Source organism: Actinocorallia populi (genome assembly GCF_002995495.1).
GTDB lineage: Bacteria > Actinomycetota > Actinomycetes > Streptosporangiales > Streptosporangiaceae > Actinocorallia > Actinocorallia populi.
Genome location: NZ_PVZV01000010.1, coordinates 130,000 through 147,373 on the forward strand (window position 1 = coordinate 130,000; position 17,374 = coordinate 147,373).

Annotated in this window: 17 protein-coding genes; 5 read left to right on the forward strand and 12 right to left on the reverse strand. The window is 70.6% G+C overall.

Annotated features, from left to right (window positions below; genetic code table 11):
• The first annotated feature begins 63 nt into the window (after window positions 1-63).
• Genes C2865_RS33490 through C2865_RS33505 form a run of 4 tightly spaced genes read left to right on the forward strand, consistent with a single transcriptional unit; the run spans window position 64 to window position 3,622 of the window.
• On the forward strand, window positions 64-918 hold the full coding sequence (locus C2865_RS33490; RefSeq protein ID WP_106402655.1) for a 3-hydroxyacyl-CoA dehydrogenase family protein: 855 nt from the start codon (window positions 64-66) through the stop codon (window positions 916-918).
• Window positions 908-2,323 (forward strand): carboxyl transferase domain-containing protein, encoded by a 1,416-nt coding sequence (locus tag C2865_RS33495; protein ID WP_106402656.1) that lies wholly within the window; start codon window positions 908-910, stop codon window positions 2,321-2,323. Before C2865_RS33490 ends, C2865_RS33495 begins: the two co-directional genes overlap by 11 nt.
• A 30-nt stretch (window positions 2,324-2,353) precedes the next feature.
• Entirely contained in the window at window positions 2,354-2,686 is a 333-nt protein-coding gene (locus tag C2865_RS33500; RefSeq protein ID WP_157964010.1) for a hypothetical protein, read from the forward strand.
• Between the two features lie 9 nt (window positions 2,687-2,695).
• Window positions 2,696-3,622 (forward strand): VOC family protein, encoded by a 927-nt coding sequence (locus C2865_RS33505; RefSeq protein WP_106402658.1) that lies wholly within the window; start codon window positions 2,696-2,698, stop codon window positions 3,620-3,622.
• A gap of 148 nt (window positions 3,623-3,770) precedes the next feature.
• Here C2865_RS33505 and C2865_RS33510 read toward each other — a convergent pair whose 3' ends face one another.
• From C2865_RS33510 to C2865_RS33525, 4 genes are all read right to left on the reverse strand, one after another.
• On the reverse strand, window positions 3,771-4,208 hold the full coding sequence (locus C2865_RS33510) for a MaoC/PaaZ C-terminal domain-containing protein (protein ID WP_106402659.1): 438 nt from the start codon (window positions 4,206-4,208) through the stop codon (window positions 3,771-3,773).
• 16 nt (window positions 4,209-4,224) lie between these two features.
• A complete protein-coding gene (locus C2865_RS33515; protein WP_198653785.1) occupies window positions 4,225-4,752 on the reverse strand; it encodes an FAS1-like dehydratase domain-containing protein in 528 nt (175 codons plus the stop codon).
• A 174-nt stretch (window positions 4,753-4,926) separates the two neighbouring features.
• Window positions 4,927-6,195 (reverse strand): amidohydrolase family protein, encoded by a 1,269-nt coding sequence (locus tag C2865_RS33520; RefSeq protein ID WP_106402660.1) that lies wholly within the window; start codon window positions 6,193-6,195, stop codon window positions 4,927-4,929.
• A 61-nt stretch (window positions 6,196-6,256) separates the two neighbouring features.
• Window positions 6,257-7,126, reverse strand: coding sequence for an LLM class F420-dependent oxidoreductase (locus tag C2865_RS33525; RefSeq protein WP_106402661.1), 870 nt, complete (start codon window positions 7,124-7,126; stop codon window positions 6,257-6,259).
• 317 nt (window positions 7,127-7,443) lie between these two features.
• On the opposite strand from C2865_RS33525, the gene C2865_RS33530 reads away from it, so the two are divergent.
• Window positions 7,444-8,562 (forward strand): PP2C family protein-serine/threonine phosphatase, encoded by a 1,119-nt coding sequence (locus C2865_RS33530; protein ID WP_198653786.1) that lies wholly within the window; start codon window positions 7,444-7,446, stop codon window positions 8,560-8,562.
• On the opposite strand, the gene C2865_RS33535 is transcribed toward C2865_RS33530, so the two are convergent.
• The 8 genes from C2865_RS33535 to C2865_RS33565 form a co-directional block, all read right to left on the reverse strand.
• Complete coding sequence (locus C2865_RS33535) at window positions 8,559-9,635, reverse strand: oligopeptide/dipeptide ABC transporter ATP-binding protein (protein ID WP_232835939.1); 1,077 nt, start codon at window positions 9,633-9,635, stop codon at window positions 8,559-8,561. The genes C2865_RS33530 and C2865_RS33535 overlap by 4 nt on opposite strands.
• Window positions 9,632-11,572, reverse strand: a complete 1,941-nt coding sequence (locus C2865_RS33540; RefSeq protein ID WP_106402662.1) for a dipeptide/oligopeptide/nickel ABC transporter permease/ATP-binding protein — start codon at window positions 11,570-11,572, stop codon at window positions 9,632-9,634. The genes C2865_RS33535 and C2865_RS33540 overlap by 4 nt, the downstream gene beginning before the upstream one ends.
• Window positions 11,569-12,510, reverse strand: coding sequence for an ABC transporter permease (locus C2865_RS33545; RefSeq protein WP_106402663.1), 942 nt, complete (start codon window positions 12,508-12,510; stop codon window positions 11,569-11,571). Before C2865_RS33545 ends, C2865_RS33540 begins: the two co-directional genes overlap by 4 nt.
• A gap of 62 nt (window positions 12,511-12,572) precedes the next feature.
• On the reverse strand, window positions 12,573-14,102 hold the full coding sequence (locus tag C2865_RS33550) for an ABC transporter substrate-binding protein (RefSeq protein WP_198653787.1): 1,530 nt from the start codon (window positions 14,100-14,102) through the stop codon (window positions 12,573-12,575).
• A 197-nt stretch (window positions 14,103-14,299) separates the two neighbouring features.
• On the reverse strand, window positions 14,300-14,674 hold the full coding sequence (locus C2865_RS33555) for a hypothetical protein (RefSeq protein ID WP_106402665.1): 375 nt from the start codon (window positions 14,672-14,674) through the stop codon (window positions 14,300-14,302).
• A 115-nt stretch (window positions 14,675-14,789) separates the two neighbouring features.
• Window positions 14,790-15,044, reverse strand: a complete 255-nt coding sequence (locus C2865_RS40330; protein ID WP_198653788.1) for a VanZ family protein — start codon at window positions 15,042-15,044, stop codon at window positions 14,790-14,792.
• A 307-nt stretch (window positions 15,045-15,351) separates the two neighbouring features.
• Window positions 15,352-15,483, reverse strand: a complete 132-nt coding sequence (locus C2865_RS41635; RefSeq protein WP_269802763.1) for a hypothetical protein — start codon at window positions 15,481-15,483, stop codon at window positions 15,352-15,354.
• A gap of 1,276 nt (window positions 15,484-16,759) precedes the next feature.
• Complete coding sequence (locus C2865_RS33565; RefSeq protein ID WP_106402666.1) at window positions 16,760-17,311, reverse strand: hypothetical protein; 552 nt, start codon at window positions 17,309-17,311, stop codon at window positions 16,760-16,762.
• Between the last annotated feature and the right edge of the window lie 63 nt (window positions 17,312-17,374).

Consider the following 17,374-nt stretch of genomic DNA (forward strand, 5'->3'; position numbering starts at 1 on the left):
CACGAGCCGCCCGGCGAGCACGGGCGGCCCCCCTCCCTGCCCGCTCTCTCGACGAGGACCCCCATGGACATCAGCAGAATCGCAGTCGTCGGCTGCGGCACGATGGGCGGCGGCATCATCCAGCTCGCCGCGCAGAACGGCCTGGAGGTCGTCGGCGTCGAGGCGTCCGAGCCCGCGCTCGACGGCGCCCGCGCCCGCATCCTCTCCGGCCTGGAGTCGACCGCCGCACGCGGCAAGATCACCGCGGAGCAGGCCGAGCGCGCCCGCTCGGCCTTCACCCTCACCACCGACCTCGGCGAGATCACCGAGGCCGACCTCGTCGTCGAGGCGGTCTATGAGGACGTCGAGCTGAAGAAGCGCCTGCTCGGCGAGATCGACCGCCTCGTCGGCCCCGGCACCCTCATCGCCTCCAACACCTCGACGATCCCGCTGGTGATCCTCGCCGGCGCGACGTCGCGGCCGGAGCAGGTCGTCGGCATGCACTTCTTCAACCCGGTGCCCGCGATGCGCCTGGTCGAGGTGATCAGGACCCCGGTGACCGAGCGGCACTGCATCGACAGCGTGACCGGGTTCGCCGCCGCCCTCGGCAAGTCGCCCGTCCTGGTCAACGACGTGCCCGGCTTCGTGGGCAACCTCCTGATCGTGCCCTACCTGCTCGACGCGATCCGCGCCTACGAGCGGGGCGTGGCCGACATGGAGTCGATCGACGCGGTGATCTCCCTCGGCTTCAACCACAAGATGGGACCGTTCCGGCTCTGCGACCTCATCGGCCTGGACATCGTGCACGACATGGCCGCCTCGATGTACGAGGAGTACCGCGACCAGCGCTACTTCCCGCCGCCGCTGCTCAAGCAGTACGTGCGGCTCGGCTGGCTGGGCCGCAAGACCGGGCGGGGCTTCTACACCTATGACGATTGACCCCCTCCTCCGGCCGGGCGGCGTGGAGGTCCTGGAGCCCTGGGACGACGGCCTCCGCTCCGCCGACGTGCTGGAGTTCCCCGGCTACACCGCCCCGCCGCCGACCGAGGAGTCGGTCGGCACCGCGCTGATCGACCTGCGCGGCACCCGGGCCGTCTGGATCGACTGCGACTTCCGGCGGCACGGCGGCACGATGGGCGCGGTGGCGGGCATCCGGATAGTCCGGGCCTTCGACCGCGCGACGGAGGCCGGACTGCCGGTGGTGCAGACCGTCTCCACGGGCGGCGCGCGCCTCCAGGAAGGGATGATCTCCCTCCTGCAGATGCCGCGCACCGTGTCCGCCGCCGCCCGGCACCGGGCCGCCGGGCTGAGGTCGGCCGCCTACCTGCGCTCCCCCACGACCGGAGGCGTCTTCGCCTCGTTCGCGTCCCTGGCGGACCTGCGCGCGGCCCAGCCGGACGCGACGATCGGCTTCGGCGGCCCCCGTGTCGTCGCGGAGGTGACCGGCGCCTACCCGCCGCCGACGTCGCACACCGCCGAGTCGGCGCTGCGGCACGGCCTGATCGACGCGATCGTCGCACCGGACGAATGCTGGGCCTGGCTGGCCGCCGCCGTCGGCGCCGCCGACGCGGGGCCGCTCGTGCCGCCCGCGGGGCGGCCCGGCGCCCCGGACGCCACCCCCAGGCCCGAGGACCCCTACGCGCACCTGCTGCGCGCCCGCGGAGCCGCACGCCCCTCCGGCCTGGAGTGGGCGGCGTGGCTGACCGACTCCTGGGTGGAGATCGGCGGCGGCGACCCGGCCGTCCGGGCGGGGCTCGCCTCGCTCGCGGGACGGCGCCTGGTCGTCGTGGCGATGGACCGGTTCGCCGGCCGGACGCGCCCCGGCGCCCCCGGACCCGGGGCGTTCCGCCTCGCCCGGCGCGCGGTGCGCCTCGCCGACCGGCTGGGCCTGCCGGTGCTCACCCTCGTCGACACCCCCGGCGCGGACCCCTGCCCGGAGTCCGAGGCGGACGGCGTCGCGCGGGAGATCGCCCGCACCCTGCTCGCCCTGTCGGAACTGTCGTCTCCCAGCGTGTGCGTCGTGGTCGGCGAGGGCGGCAGCGGCGGGGCGATGGCTCTGGCGCACGCCGACCGGCTGCTGGCCCTGGACGGCTCGGTGTTCTCCGTGATCGGCCCCGAGGCCGGTGCCGCGGTGCTGTACCGGGACGCGGGCCGCGCCCCCGAACTGACCCGCGACCTGCGGATGACCCCGCACGAACTACTGCGTCTCGGCGTGGTCGACGCCGTCCTGCCGGAGGACGTCGCGGCGGTCCGCGCCGCGGTCGCCGAGTCGCTCGCCCGCGTCCGCCCCGGCACCCGGGACGGGCGGCCCGACGCGGTCACCGCGGCCGCGGTGACGTCTTGACCATCATCGAACGACAAGGAGGAGCCCGCCGTGGGCAGAGTCGCGTTGCTGGCGTTCAGCAGCCCGGTCGAGGGCCGGACCGACGAACTGGTGGAGTGGTACGACGAGGTGCACATCCCTGATGTCCGTGCCGCGATCCCGGCGATCGACCGGGTCGTGCGGTACCGGATCGCGGAGAACCCCGGAACGGCGGAGAGCCCGCGCTTCCTGACCGTCTACGAGCTGCCGGACGGCGACGTGGAGACCGCGTCCGCCCAGCTCACCGACGCGTTGAGGTCGGGCCGCATGGAGACCTCCCCGGCGATGGACCTCGCCGGGCGTCCGCCGGTCATCCAGTGGGCCGTCGCCGAGTCCGAGAGCTGAGGAAGAAACATGAAGCAGCAGCCGAAGCAGACCGGTGACTACGGCATCGGTCAGATGGTGCACATCGTGCACATGTCCGACGACGCCCAGGAGCTCCGCGAGTTCTACGAGCGGGTCTTCGGCGGGTTCGTCTACTTCGGTGTCGAGGAGCCGAACTACCTGCCCTGGGAGGACCGGCACGCGTGCCTGCTCCTCGTGGGCGACCTGTGCATCGAGACGATGGCGCCGAACAAGCCGGTCAATCCGAAGTTGCCCGTCGGCAAGTTCTACACGAAGTACGGGCGGCACCTGCACTCGGTCGGCTACAAGGTCGACGACCTCGTGGGCCTGGCCAACCGCCTGCTGGAGTCGGGCGTGTACATCGGCAAGCCCGGCGGCGGGCGGGTCGAGGAGTTCGACCCCGAGACCGCCTACGTCTTCCCCAGCCCGCGCGACACCGCGGGCCTGATGGTCGAGCTGTGCCGCAAGGAGATGCGCAACGACCCGCGCAACCTCGACACGTGGTCGTCGCTGGAGAAGATGTGGGGCTTCCACCCCCTGACCCTCGAGCGCTTCTCGTGCGTCACCCTCGGGGTGAAGGACCTGGAGTCGGCCGTCAAGATCTACGCCGACACCATGCAGGCCGTGCCGGTCAGCTCGGGCGTGGACGACGACCTGAAGGCCAGGTCGGAGATCCTGCGCCTGGGCGACTGCCTGCTCCAGCTCGTCGAGCCGGCGGACGAGGACTCCGACCTCGGCCGGCACGTCGCCCGGTGGGGGAACATGATCTACAGCCTGCGGTTCAAGGTCACCGACGTGGACGCGGCCGAGGCGTGGCTGAACAAGAACGGTGTGCGCACCACCCGGCTGCGCGAGGAGATCCTCGTCACCGACGTCGAGGACTCCTACGGGGCTCCGCTGTACTTCAGCAGCGAGGATCTCGACGTCGTGTCCTGAGCCGCTCCCCCGCCCTCCGTGAAGGGGCGGGCCGACTGCGGGGTCGGCCCGCCCCTTCGCACGTTCCCGGTCCGGTCCCGGGACGGGCGAAGGCCCCCGGAACGGAGTCTCCTCTCCGTTCCGGGGGCCTTCGCGGCGGGTTCCGGGCTCAGCCGGCCAGGAGGACGCGGGCCTGCGCGGTCACCAGCCGGTCGCCGTTCTGGCGGTCTGCCCACAGGTCGAGGAGCAGGACCGCGGCGCCGTCTGCGGCGGTCTCGCGGGCGGTGACGACCCCGCCGCAGGTGATCTCGTCACCCTTGAGGGCGGGTGCGCGGAAGCGGCATTCCAGGTGCTCCAGACGGCCCCGGTCGCCGATCCAGCCGTCGACCGCGCAGTGCAGCCAGCCCCAGATGAGGTTGCCCATGCCGATGGCGCCGGGGTATCCGGCGGCCTTGCCGGCCTCGTCGTCCATGTGGATGCCGACGTACTCGTCGTTGACGGCGGCGTAGCGGTTCCACGCCTCCAGGCCGGCGGGGCGCACGTAGGCCGGGACGGAAGCGCCCACGGCGAGGTCGGCGTCGGCGGGCCGGGTCGCGGTTTCGGTCATCGGTTGCTCCAGCGGCTCAGTAGCGGATGAGGGTCATGCGGTGGCTCTTGACCTCGTCGCCGTCCTGGTTGGTCCAGACGGTGACGACGTCGGTCATCAACATCGCGCCGAGGCGTCCCTCGCGCTCGGAGTACCCGGCGACCGAGGAGGCCGTGGTGATGACGTCGCCGACGCGCATGGGCACGCCCGTGTAGGTGGCCGCGACCCCGCCGTTGAGGGCCCGCTTCAACTCCGGCGGGATGACTCCGAGGTTGTGCTCCATCGCGCCGGAACTGCGGTAGGCGGGGTCGAGGTCGATCTCCACGCCGGTGCCCCTGGTCTCGGCGGCCCCCCAGGCGAAGGGGTTGAAGTCCAGCGGGGCGGCCAGGCTGCCGTCCTCGGCCGCGTCCCGGTCGAGGTAGCGGGCCGGGGGCGGGGCCGGGAAGTGGACCGCGGCCGCCCAGCGCCGGATGTCGGACGCGCCGATCGGGTAGGAGGTCGCCTGCCGGTAGGGCCTGCCGACGATCTCCAGCATGTCCGGCCGGATGAGGCCGAGTCCGCTCATGTGCCCTGGTTCCCTTCGCCTTTCCACCCCGGCGCCCACGGGGGTGGATCCAGTAGATCGGGTCGATCGTACTGTACAGATGGATAGATATAGAAATTTCGCATTGAAAGGGGCGCGATCCCCGCGGGATCCGTGCGAACCGGCGCGCGGCCCGGTGGCCGCGCGCCGTCGCGGTCAGGCTCCGGCGCCCGCGTGCCGGGCCTCGTACATCCGGCGCCACTCGTGCTTGGAGCGCACGCTGGTGTCGACGTCGGGCGACAGGGCCCGCAGCGCGCCGACGGTGGCCTGCTCCTGCGGGATGTGCTGGAACGGGTCGATGTCGAAGAACCGGCAGGTGTTCTGCCAGGTGATCTTGTTGATCTCGTCGTCGGGCACGCCCGCGCCGTTCATCTCGGCCAGGACGAACTCGGGGGCGTCCGGCCAGATGGAGTCGGAGTGCGGGTAGTCGCACTCCCAGGCGATGATGTCGATGCCGATGTCGTGCCGGACCTTGAGCGCGGTCGGGTCGGTGACGTAGCAGGCCAGGGAGTGCTCGCGGAAGATCTCGCTGGGCAGCCTGCCGCCGAGGTCGTGGCCGAGCCAGCGCTGGTTGGTGTAGTGCCGGTCGCAGCGGTCCAGGTAGAACGGGATCCAGCCGATGCCCGCCTCCGACCAGGCGATCTTCAGGTCGGGGTACTTCGTCATCGCGCCGCCCCACAGCAGGTCCTGGGCGGCGAACGTGGACACCTGGGTGGCCAGGATGATCTTGTTGTCGACCGGGGAGTCCGGCGCCATGCTGATCGCGGCGAAGCCCATGCCGATGTGCAGGCACATCACCACGCCGGTCTCGCAGACCGCGCGGAAGAACGGGTCCCAGTACTCCAGGTCGTGGTAGCTCGGCAGGCCCTGGAGGTGGGGCAGCTCGGGCATGGTGACCGCCTTGACGCCCTTGGCCGCCAGGCGCCGCACCTCCTTGGCCAGCTCCTCGGGGTGCCAGACGGGCACGAGCCCGATCGGGATGAACCGGCCCGGGTAGGCCGCGGCCCACTCGTCGACGTGCCAGTCGTTGTAGGCCTTGAGCATGATGAGCGAGAGGTCCTTGTCCGCCGCCTCCTGGAAGAAGCGGGCGCTGAACCCGGCGAACGACGGGAAGCACATGGACGAGAGGATCCCGTTGCGGTTCATGTCCCGCACCCGCTCGTGGATGTCGTAGCTGCCGGGCCGCATCTCCGAGAAGGTGGAGGGGTTCATGCCCCACTCCTCGTTCGGCCAGCCCACCACGCAGTTGAGGCTGCTGGAGGCGCTGGCGACGCCCTGGAACCACCACTTCTCGTAGCCGTTCTCGTCCATGATGGACTTGGGCGCCTGGTCCCTGTACCTCTCCGGCACGTGGGCGTCGAACATGTCGCGCGGTTCGACGACGTGGTCGTCGATGCTGACCAGGATCATGTCTTCGGTGTTCAACGGGGTTCCTCTCTCGTTTCGGGTCGTGATGTCGTGGGGGCGTGCCGCGCTCCGGCCGCCGTCACCACCGGGAGATCTCGGGGACGACCTTCGTGCCGAGCGTCTCCAGCGGGGTGAGGGAGGCCACGTCGGGGACCGTGCAGTAGACGGTGGTGAAGCCCAGCCCGTGCAGCCTGCGCAGCTCCTCCAGCAGGGAGTCCGTACCGCCGGGCTCCTGCACCGCCGCCGGGAGGACGGCGGTCTTCTCGATCTCGTCGGCATCGCGGCCGATCCGCTCGCAGTGCTCGCGCAGGCGCACGATCTTCTGCCCGGCGTCCGCGCCGCCGAAGACGTTGAAGGCGTCGGCGTACTTCGCCGCGATGCGCAGCGTCGTGCGCTCTCCGCCGCCGCCGACGAGGATGCGCGGACGCGGCTCGGCGACGGGCCGCGGGGAGTTGAGCGTGCTCGCGAGCCGGTAGTGCTCGCCGGCGAAGGGCTCCCTGCTGCCGCTCCACATCTGCAGGCAGATGCGCAGGGTCTCCTCCAGCCGGGCGAAGCGCTCGCGCTGCGCGGCGAAGGGGAGGCCGAGCCCCTGGGCCTCCTCGTCGTTCCAGCCCGCGCCGATCCCGAGCCAGGCGCGGCCCTCGGAGAGCACGTCCAGCGTCGTCACGATCTTGGCGAGCAGGCCGGGTGCCCGGTAGGTCGCGGCGGTGACGAGGGTCTGCAGCTCGATCGTGCGGGTCAGCCCGGCCAGGTACCCCAGGGCGGTGTAGGCCTCGAGCATCGGCGCGTCCTCCTCGCCGATGAGGCTGATCTGCCATACGTGGTCGGTCAGGCTCAGCCGCGTGAAGCCCGTATCCTCGGCGGTGCGCGCCACACGGCCCAGCGCCTGCGCCGTCCGGCGGGGCTCGCCGAAGCTCGCGTAGTCGTTGATGTGCAGTGCAAGTCTCATCAGCCGCTCCGAACCCGCCCGGTGTGGCACCCGGTCACGAATTATTCGATAGGTCAGTATCTATCGCATCATTTCGCAAGAATGCGTCGAACGCAATGCCCACCTGGGGTTCTCCGGGCCGTCGGCGGTGGTGACGCGCACGGCGGGAGCGCCATCACATCGGTGTGTTTGCAAGCGTCGATCAGACCTGCGGGCCGCGGCCCCCGCGACCCGTCCGGGAGACGCCGGCCCCGCTCCGCCGGGCAGGGTGCTCGGGGATTCCCGCCATGTGACATACCTGGTGAAACAGGTGGCCGGGAACGGTCGGTGACGCTAGCGTGACGCGAAACGGCCAGAAGCAGGCGGGGGTGGGCGTGCGGCCGGTCTCCAACCGGAACAGGGTGCTGCTGGGGCTGCTGCCCTACGCGATGATGGGGCTCGTCGCGGTGGCGGACGCGGTGACCGGGCCCGAGTACGGATTCCTGCCCCTGCTGTCGCTGGGGCCTGCGTTCGCCAGCCTGAGCGGCGGGATGCGGCGGGCGTTGTCGATCGGTGTGCTCGCGGTGGTGCTGTGCGCGGGCCTGGCCGTCTACAACGACGTGTTGTGGACGCGCCAGAACTACGTGACGTGGGGGACGCTCATCGGCGTGACCGGGGCGAGCATCCTGGCGAGTGTCGTGCGGCAGCGCCGGGAGCGGGAGCTGGCCAACGTCCGCTCGATCGCCCAGGCGGCGCAGCGCGTCCTGCTGAAACCGGTGCCCCGGCAGGCCGGGCACCTGCGGATCGCGGTCTCCTACACCTCCGCGGTGGCCGAGGCGCTGATCGGCGGCGACCTCTACGAGGTGGTGGCGTTCCCCGGCGGGGTGCGCGTCATCGTCGGGGACGTGCAGGGCAAGGGGCTCGAGGCGGTGGAGACCGCCGCGGTGGTGCTCGGCGCCTTCCGCGAGGCCGCACCGGACGAGTGCGACATCAGGGCGGTCGGTGCGCGGCTGGAACGCGCGCTGAACCGCCGCCTGACCGGCGAGGACTTCGTGACCGCGATCCTCGTGGAGATCCGCGCCGACGAGGTGGTCCTCCTCAACTACGGCCACCCCGCACCGCTCGTCCTGCGGGCGGACGGCAGCTCCCTCTTCGCCCTCCCCGAGGCGGCCGCTCCCCCGCTGGGCCTGGCCGACCTGGAACCGGACCCGCCCCTGCCCTACAGCCTCCCCTTCACCCCCGGCGACCAGCTCCTGCTCTACACCGACGGCGTCATCGAGGCCCGCGACCCGTCCGGCGGCTTCTACCCCCTGGACGAGCGCGTCTCACTCCTCAAGGCCGACGACCCCGAACAGGCCCTGGAGAACCTCCGCCGCGACCTCCTCGACCACCTCAGCGGCCCCCTCCAGGACGACACCGCCATGCTCCTCGTCCGCTGCCGCACCCACCTGGAGGTCCTGGAGGCCGAAGCGCGTTAACCCTCGCCGGTACTCCCGCGGCCACCGCCCTTGCCCCGCCCCTTGCCGCGGTGCGGGCCTCCCTCGACGGTGCGCCCCTCCTCCCCGTACAGGTGGCAGGCCACGCGGCCGCCGTCGGCGAGTTCGCGGAGCGGGGGCGTCTTGGTGCGGCAGACCTCCATCACGCTGGCGCAGCGGTTGCGGAAGGGGCAGCCCTCCTCGCCCCGGACGATCTCCGGGCCGTGGTGGTTCGGCCGGTAGTTCGCCCGGTGCGAGCGGCGGCGCTCCCTGCCGGTGGGGTGGGTGGCGGGGCTGGCCGCCAGCAGGGAGCGCGTGTACGGGTGCCTCGGGGAGTCGAACAGCTGCTCCACGGGGGCGAGCTCGACGAGCCGTCCGGCGTGCATGACGGCGACGCGGTGGGAGATGTGGCGGACGATGCGCAGGTCGTGGGTGACGAACAGGTAGCTCATGCCCGTCGACTCCTGCAGGTCGGCGAGCAGGTTGATGATCTGGCTCTGCGTCGACACGTCGAGCGCGCTCACCGCCTCGTCGCACACGATCAGCCGGGGCTCCAGGGCCAGCGCGCGGGCGATGGCGACCCGCTGCCGCTGCCCGCCGGACAGCTCCGAGGGGAGGCGGCTCAGATGGGCGCGGGACAGGCCGACGCGCTCGAAGGCGGCGGCTGCCGCCTCCTCGCGTGCCGCCGCGTCACCCACGCCGTGGCGGCGCAGCGGGGTCGTCACCGCCGTGGAGACGACATGGCGCGGGTTGAGGGACGACGCCGGGTCCTGGAACACCGCCTGGACCGCGCGCCGGTAGGACAGCGGCGTCCGGCGGCCCAGCGCCGTCACGTCGAGGCCGTCGAAGTCGATCGTGCCGCCGGAGACGTCGGCGAGCCGCAGGATGGAGCGCCCGATGGTGCTCTTGCCCGAACCGGACTCGCCGACCAGGCCCAGCGTCTCGCCCGGCCGGACGTCGAAGCTGACGCCGTCGATCGCCTTGACCGGGCTCCGGCGCCACTGCATCGCCCGGCCTGACTCGTAGGTCACCGTCAGATCGCGGACGCTCAGGAGCCGCTCCTGCGAGACGCTCACTTCACCACCCCCAGGGTGAGATCCGCCGAACGCAGGCAGCGCACCTGGTCGGCGAGGGGAATCGGATGTGCCACGCAGCCCTCCTGGGAGAACGCGCAGCGGTTGGCGAAATGGCAGCCGGACGGCCACTCGCCCGCGAGCGGGACGCCGCCGGGGATCGTCGGCAGGCGGCCGTCCGTGACCTCGCCGGACGGGTCCGCGGCCAGCAGCGCGGCGGTGTAGGGGTGCCGCGGCCGGTCGAACAGCGCGCGGACGTCGCTCACCTCCACGATCTGGCCCGCGTACATCACCGCGGTCCGGTCGCAGGTCTCGGCCACCACGCCGAGGTCGTGGGTGATCAGGAGCACGGCCATGTCGAACTCGTCGCGCAGCTCCAGCAGCAGGTCCAGCACCTGGCTCTGGGTCGTGACGTCGAGCGCCGACGTCGCCTCGTCGGCGATGAGCAGGCGCGGCTCGGCCGCCAGCGCCAGCGCGATCGCCACCCGCTGGGCCATGCCGCCGGAGAACTGGTGCGGGTAGTCGTCGAGGCGGCTTTCGGGGTTCTCCACGCCGACGCGGCGCAGGAGCTCGGCGGCGCGCTTGCGCGCGGCGGCCTTGGACATCCCGAAGTGCGCGCGCAGCGGCTCCGACAACTGCCGCCCGATCGTGTGCACGGGCGACAGGGCGGTCATCGGGTCCTGGAAGACGACGGAGATCCCGCGACCGCGGACCGCGCGCAGCTCCCGCTCGGACAGGCCGGTGATCTCCCGGCCGTCGAGCAGGACGGTGCCGGACGCGAGCCGCGTGGCGGGCGGCAGCAGGCCGAGCACGGCGCGGGCCAGCATGGACTTGCCCGAGCCGGACTCGCCCAGCAGCCCGACCACCTCGCCGCGGCCGATCGTGAGGGAGACGTCCTGCACCAGGGGGACGCGGCCGCCGCCGGGCGGCTCCAGCTCGACGGTCACGCCGCGGACCTCCAGGAGGGCGTCCGGCTCGGCCGGAACGACCGCGGCCTCGGCCGTCCTCTTCGCACCGAGGCGGGCGCGCCGCTTGGCGGGCTTGCGGCGGGCGCCGCCCAGCGCGTCGCTGATCCCGTCGCTGACGAGGTTGAACGCCAGCACGCTCAGGATGATCGCCAGGCCGGGCGGGAACGCCAGGAACGGCTGGCGCGCCTGCTCGTCGGCGGCGACGCTGAGCATCCCGCCCCAGGTCGGCTCCTCGGCGTCCAGGCCGAGGCCGAGGAAGCTCAGCGCCGCCTCCACCCCGATCGCCGAGCCCATGAACACCGCGGCCTGCACCACGAGCGGGCCGGTGAGGTTGGGCAGCACCTGCCTGAAGAGGATCTCGGGGGTGCGCAGGCCGGCGACCTTCGCGGCGTCGAGGTAGACCTTCTCGCGTTCGGCGAGCGCCACGGCGCGCGTCATGCGGGCGAAGCTCATGCAGAAGATGAAGCCGATCGCCAGCATCAGCTCGAGCAGGCCGCGCCCCAGGATGGCGATGACGGCGAAGCCCACGAGCAGTCCGGGCAGCGCGTCGGAGATGTCCAGCGCGCGCGACCCGAGGCGGTCCCACCAGCCGCCCCGGTACCCCAGCAGCAACCCGATCGGCACGCCGATCACCATCGCGACGCCGACCGAGCCGAACGCCACGAGGAGGGCGATCCGGATGCCGTGGACCAGCCGGCTGAGCGTGTCCCTGCCGAGCTCGTCGGTGCCCAGCAGGTGCTCGGCCGACGGGCCGGACAGGACCGAGGAGTAGTTCTGCTCCCGGGGGTCGTAGGGGGCGAGCAGCGGCGCGAAGACCGCCGCGGCCAACAGCAGCAGCAGGAACACCACGGCGGCCAGGGCCACGGGCCGGCGCCTGACCCGCCCGAACGCGCGCGCCGCGCCGGAGCCGCCGGCGGGCCTCTCGGCCGCGGGCACCGCGGCCTTCCGGGTCTTGCTGACGGTTTCGCTCATTGCGGACGCACCTTGGGGTTGAGCAGGCCATAGCTCACGTCGATGAGGAGGTTCATCGCGATGACCAGGCAGGCGATCAGGAGAACACCGCCCTGGATGACCGGGAAGTCCTTGCCGATCACGCTCGTCAGCAGCAGGTGCCCCAGGCCGGGGAAGGCGAAGATCTGCTCCACGACGAAGCTGCTGCCGATCAGGATGCGCAGGGTGAGTCCCGTCGACGCCAGGACCGGCACCATCGCGTTCTTGAGGGCGTAGCGCAGGACGATCCGCCGGTGCGGCACACCGGCCGCCGTCAGCGTGTCGATGTAGGGGGCGGCGAGCGCCTCCGTCATCGCCGCGCGCGTCTGGCGGGCGATCAGCGCGCCCGCCCCGATGCCCAGCGAGAGCGACGGCAGGATCATGCCCTGCAGCCAGCCCGCGGGGTCCTCGGTGAACGGCGTGTAGGCGACGATGGGCGCCCAGCCCAGCTGCACGGCGAACAGCAGCGACAGGACCAGGCCGAACCAGAACTCGGGGACGGCCAGGCCGACGGAGGTCGCGCCCGCGATGGCGCGGTCCGTCGCGCCCGGCCGCGTCGCGGCCAGGACGCCCATCGCGACACCGAAGACCAGGGCGACGACGATCCCGCCGAGGACCAGCGACAACGTCGCGGGCATCCGGTCCAGGATCACGTCGGTGACCGGCAGGGACGACGCGAAGGAGACGCCCAGGTCGCCCCCGAGCGCGTTCGCGAACCACTCGCCCAGCCGCTGGAGGGCCGGCTGGTCGAGGCCGAGCCGCTCCTCGACCTGCGCGATGGCCTCCGGCGTCGCCCTGACGCCGAGGATGGCCGCCGCGGGGCTGCCCGGGATGAGGTAGGTGAGGGAGAAGACCAGGAGTGAGACGAGCGCCAGCTGCGGCAGGGCGAGGACGAGGCGGTAGGCGATGAGCTTCTTCATCGCGCCACCCGCCTCGCCGCCCGCCGCGGGGCGATCGCCGCTCGACGTGCGATCGCCACCGGCTACGCTCCCCTGGGCTTCAGGGACTTGTAGTCGATCAGGTTGGTCTCCCAGGGCTGTGTCGGCGCCGCGGCGCCGTCCACCCGGTCGGAGTGCCAGGCCACGATCTCCTCCCCCGCGACGTGGCCGCAGGTCAGCGCCTCGTCGGAGACGATGCGGGTGACCTCGCCCCACAGCTCGCCGGCCTCGTCGGAGGTGCCCGCCTCGATCGCCTCGTCCGCGGCGGCCTTGAGCTCCGCGCTCTCCACGCCGGAGGGGTTGCCGGGCGCGTCGGCGGCGAACCACGCGTGGTACCAGTCGTAGGCGGTCAGCTCGTCGTTGCCGCCCAGGCCGAGCGGGAACCTCCCGCTGTTCCACGTCGAGAAGTACTGCGGCGGCGGGGCGACCTGAACCTTCACCTTGATGCCGATCTTCTCGAGCTGGGCGCCGTAGATCTGCAGCTGCCGCTGGTTGAACGGCGCGGCCACCACCTCGACGCTGACGGACGGGTTCCCGGCCTGGGCCATCAGCTCCTTGGCCTTGGCGAGGTCGTGCGGGTAGCCCGGGATCGAGGCGTTGTAGCCGCTCTCCCCCTCGGCGAAGTGCTGCGTGCGCGGCTTCCAGTCGGGCTCGACCTGGGCGAGCTCCTGGGTGTTGATCGCGTAGCAGGCGGCGCGGCGCACGTTGACGTCCGCGAACGCGCCGCCCGGCTTGCGGTCGAAGAACATCGGGTTGTTGCGGATCGCCGGGTAGGTGAACGTCTTGACGGGGGTGCCCTTGAACTGGTCGAGCATGGGGACCTCGGTGTCGGTGACGTCGATCTCGCCGCTCAGGAGGGCGCCCGCCGCCGCGTTGTCGTCGGGGATGGCGTAGAGCTCGATGTTCTTGAAGCCGACGCCGTCCGCGCCGCCCCAGTACCGCGGGTAGGACTTGAACGCCATGCGCGTGCCCTGCGTGGAGGAGGCCGGGTCGTAGGCCCACGGGCCGGTGCCGACGGGGTGCCGGGCGACGGTCCCGGCGGCGATCGCCTTCGGGCTGGCCATCGGCGCGGCGCGGGTCGAGAGCATCGTCAGCAGCGACGGGCTCGGCTCCGTGAGGGTGAAGCGGACGGTGTGCGCGTCGACGGCCTCGACCTCCTTGATGACCTTCATCGGTCCGGCGTAGGGCCCGGTGCTCTGCTGGATCGCCTCGATGTTGGCCTTGACCGCCGCGGCGTCGAACGCCGTCCCGTCGTGGAAGGTGACGTTCTGGCGCAGCTTGAGGGTGAGCTCGGTGCCGTCCTGCTCCCACTCGGTGGCGAGCACGGGCTGGATCTCGCCCTTCCGGTCCAGCGCGACCAAGTTCTCGTACGGGACGCGCATGTACCCGGCCTCCATCTCGGCACCGGGCGCCCAGCTCTCGGGGAAGCCGCCCCAGTTCACGGCGAGCGTGTCCGACGCGCTCCCCGAGGAGCCGGAGTCCGAACCTCCGGAACAGCCGGCGAGCGCCAGCGCGGCGACCACCGCGACGGCCGCCGCCCCCGTTCTCTTCCGCTTCGTTCTCGACCTCGACACAGCGGGCCTCCTCGCACTGGGCAATGGGGTGATCATGGCTTCCTCGGCAGGTGTGAACTCGAACACACCGGGACGAGCAGGGCCCCCATGGTGTTGCCGAAGGATCACCCCGATCCAGGCCCAGAGCCGCAAGGTTAGAATGCGCGTTCCGCACCCGTGCCCGACCGCGCTCCCGCCCGGCGACGAGGCGGACGGACTCAGTCCCGCCACCCATGCGGATCGAGGCTTTTGCCGTGGCCGTTCGGGCAGCGCCCGTAGCCGCTGCTGCTCGGATTCCAGCAGCCGTGGCAATAGGCGGCGTCGCACCCGGCGCAGAAGCCGGCGTCATCATAGAAACCGGCCTCGTGAACCTTCCGGTAGGAGAGCGGAGGTTCGAACGCCCGCAAAATCCGCCGCGCTCTCACTTCATCGATCGCGTCGCCGTTGCCGTTGTAACCGACGATGCCCTCGAAGATCAGCCACCACTTCCCGGCGCCCAGCGCGGCTTCCCCTCCTCTCGGAGTCTCACCGGGCCCGTAGACCTCGACCCGCGCGGCGGCCGCACCGCAGCGCGCACACCTCACCTGCACCATCGTGGTCTCCCTCCGACCCGCGTCGACGGGCCCCTGAGATCAAACCCTGGAAACACCAAGCCCTGTCAAGCGCCCTCCCGACCACATGGCCGAGCCTGCTGTCGGTTCCGGCGGCTCAGTGTCCCGGTGCCGGGGCCGGTCGAGGCCGGTCTGACGTTCGGGCCTTAGCACGCCACCAGCGGTGCGACGCCGGCGCGGCCAGCCCGGCACCGGCGGCGTTGAGCAGCACGTCGTCCACAGAGGACACCCGGCCCATTCCCAGGATGTACTGCGCGACCTCGACCAGAACCGAACATCCCGCCGCGAGCACCAGAATCCGCGGCACCGACGCCGACACCTCGAACCGCAACGGGACGAGGAACGTCACCACCGCCCGGCAACAGGATCATCCACACCCACGGCACCGTCCCATAGACGATGTCGACCTCGGCCACCGACCTCCGCCACGCCGACGCGACGCCCCCGGCACTCCGACGGCGCGCCAGCACCCACACCACCAGCGGCAGCACGGCCACCGTGATGAGCACCACGCCGGTGAACGTCCCGACCCAGCCGTGCCACCCCGCGACCCGCAACATCCGCCCAATATCCCCGGCACCGCATACGGTCCGCATATGGCCCGGCCATCCTGCGCGCGTTCACCGCCTAGGGTCACCGACCTCTTGGCATCGAGCGCCTTAGGAGGAGAAAGGGTCAAGGACGAGGAAGACGGCGATGAACAGCACGAGGCGAACGGGGCGGAAGGCGACCTTGACCTTGAGCCGTTTGCCTCCGGTTTCGGCCTTCCACTCCTCGTCACCGACGATCACCTCGTGACGGCTCCCAGGGAATTATCATCCTCCGCCAGAAAGTCACCGCCGCCTGCAAACGGGGGTAAGTCTTCCTACCGCCTGCCGGACGTTATCCCTCCGGAAGGCAGACCGATTGGCGGAACGAGGCTTCCCGTGCCTCCCTCTCGCCCCGGACCCGATCAAGATCGCTGTCCCACTGCGACACATCGTCCATGATCCAAGGGATGGCGAACCTGAAACAGAAAAGCCAGAAAACCTGGAAACAATATTCGGCGCCCTCTGCAGGCAAACCGTTCTGATGCGGATTCCGGACGGAGTATCCGGAATGACCACGAAACGGAGCCGGATCCCCGGCTTCGAACGTTCCGACGACCAGGAGCGCCCCTGCCGCAGGGGTGCATCAGGGGCACGTTCGTGCCGGTCATAACTACCGGACGGGGCGGTTCGTGGCGGCACGGCCGATAACCGAGCACCAGATCCCGCCAGCACCTCGAAAATGACGTAGGCCTTCTCCTGGATGGAACGCAGCCTGCATAAGAACCTCGTATCGGCCCTCTGATCTGCGGGAAGAGATTTTCTTATCCGCAGCCGCTTTCCAACGCCTTTCCGGACCTCATGGATCAGAACCGTTCTCAACGGTGCCGCATCGTCCGCACAACCACACCATGTTGAGACCCGCGCATGCCATGGCCCCAGCCGGCCCTTCAAGATTGGCCCCGAACCACCATACCGATGGTCGATAGGCCTCATGCAGCCGGCAAGCGGCCGTTCACATGCAAGAGGTACAGCATTGTGATCACGCCGAAATCCCCGATGGCCTGGTGCACATCGGTGGGAATTCCCAGCGCGACGAGCATCATGACCAGGCCGAATGCAGCCGTCGTTGCCAGGAGTAGATCAGATGACGATACCCTCAAGCTGGCTCCACGCGAATCATGGCCGTCGCCTCATAGCCGCCAGGCATTCAGGCGACGACTCTTCCCGCCTTCTCTACAAGGAGCCAAAATGAGAAAAATTTCCATTGAACCGTTTCATTCGCAATACTCAACTTTCGGCGCACCCAACCCATCCTTATAAAGTTCCATTTCCCCAGGCAGAGCCGCGCACTGTGTCTTGGATCATATTTTTCGCCCTCCTGTCAGCCGCCGCCCCGATTTCCAAGACCGGAAAAACAGCGCTCAACCCGCTCCGGTGTGCTCGTCCGGGCGAACGGTAAAACGCTGTGACGGTGCGGGATTTCCTCGGCGAGCGCCTGGAGGTCAGCGCTGGAACAGGGCTCTCTGCCGTCCCTCTTCTAGAGGGCGTGCCCGTCGAGGCCCAGCTTCTTCTTGCCGTGAGGCGAGAAGGTGGGAGAGCCGCTCCAGCCTTCGTGGACTTGAGCGATTTGGGAGGGCAGCGGCATCACTGGAAGCAGCTTCCTGCCCTTGGCCCAGTTCATGAGCAGGCCCTCGGTGGTGTCGACGGCCGACACGACCATCGTGACCCTCAGGTTGCCCTCGCCCCAGGTGTTCCACAAAGACCAGCCCTCTGGCCGTGCTTCCACTCCGAGCCGTGCGCAGGCTTGTTCGTAGGTACCGGTCATCCCCATCGGCATGGCTTCGGGGCGGATGATGGACACGCCCGCGAGTTCGACCAGCGGGAGGTCCTCCTCTTCCACGCACCCGTCCAGCGGGAAGTGGTACTGGAGCAAGGCACGCCCCAGGGCGTTGACGCTGCGTTGAAGCGGCCCTTCGGCAACATCGTCGTCGGCGTACCAGTCCTCGCCAGCCGCTGCGGAGGTGACCGCCTTGGCGAGTCTCTCGATCTCCCGCAAGTAGTCGAGCTCTGAAAGCTCTGATTCGATCATGAGAAGCAGTGTCGCTTGTTTTCCGGCGTCTACGGCTCCGGCCGCGTCAAGTCGTAGATGATG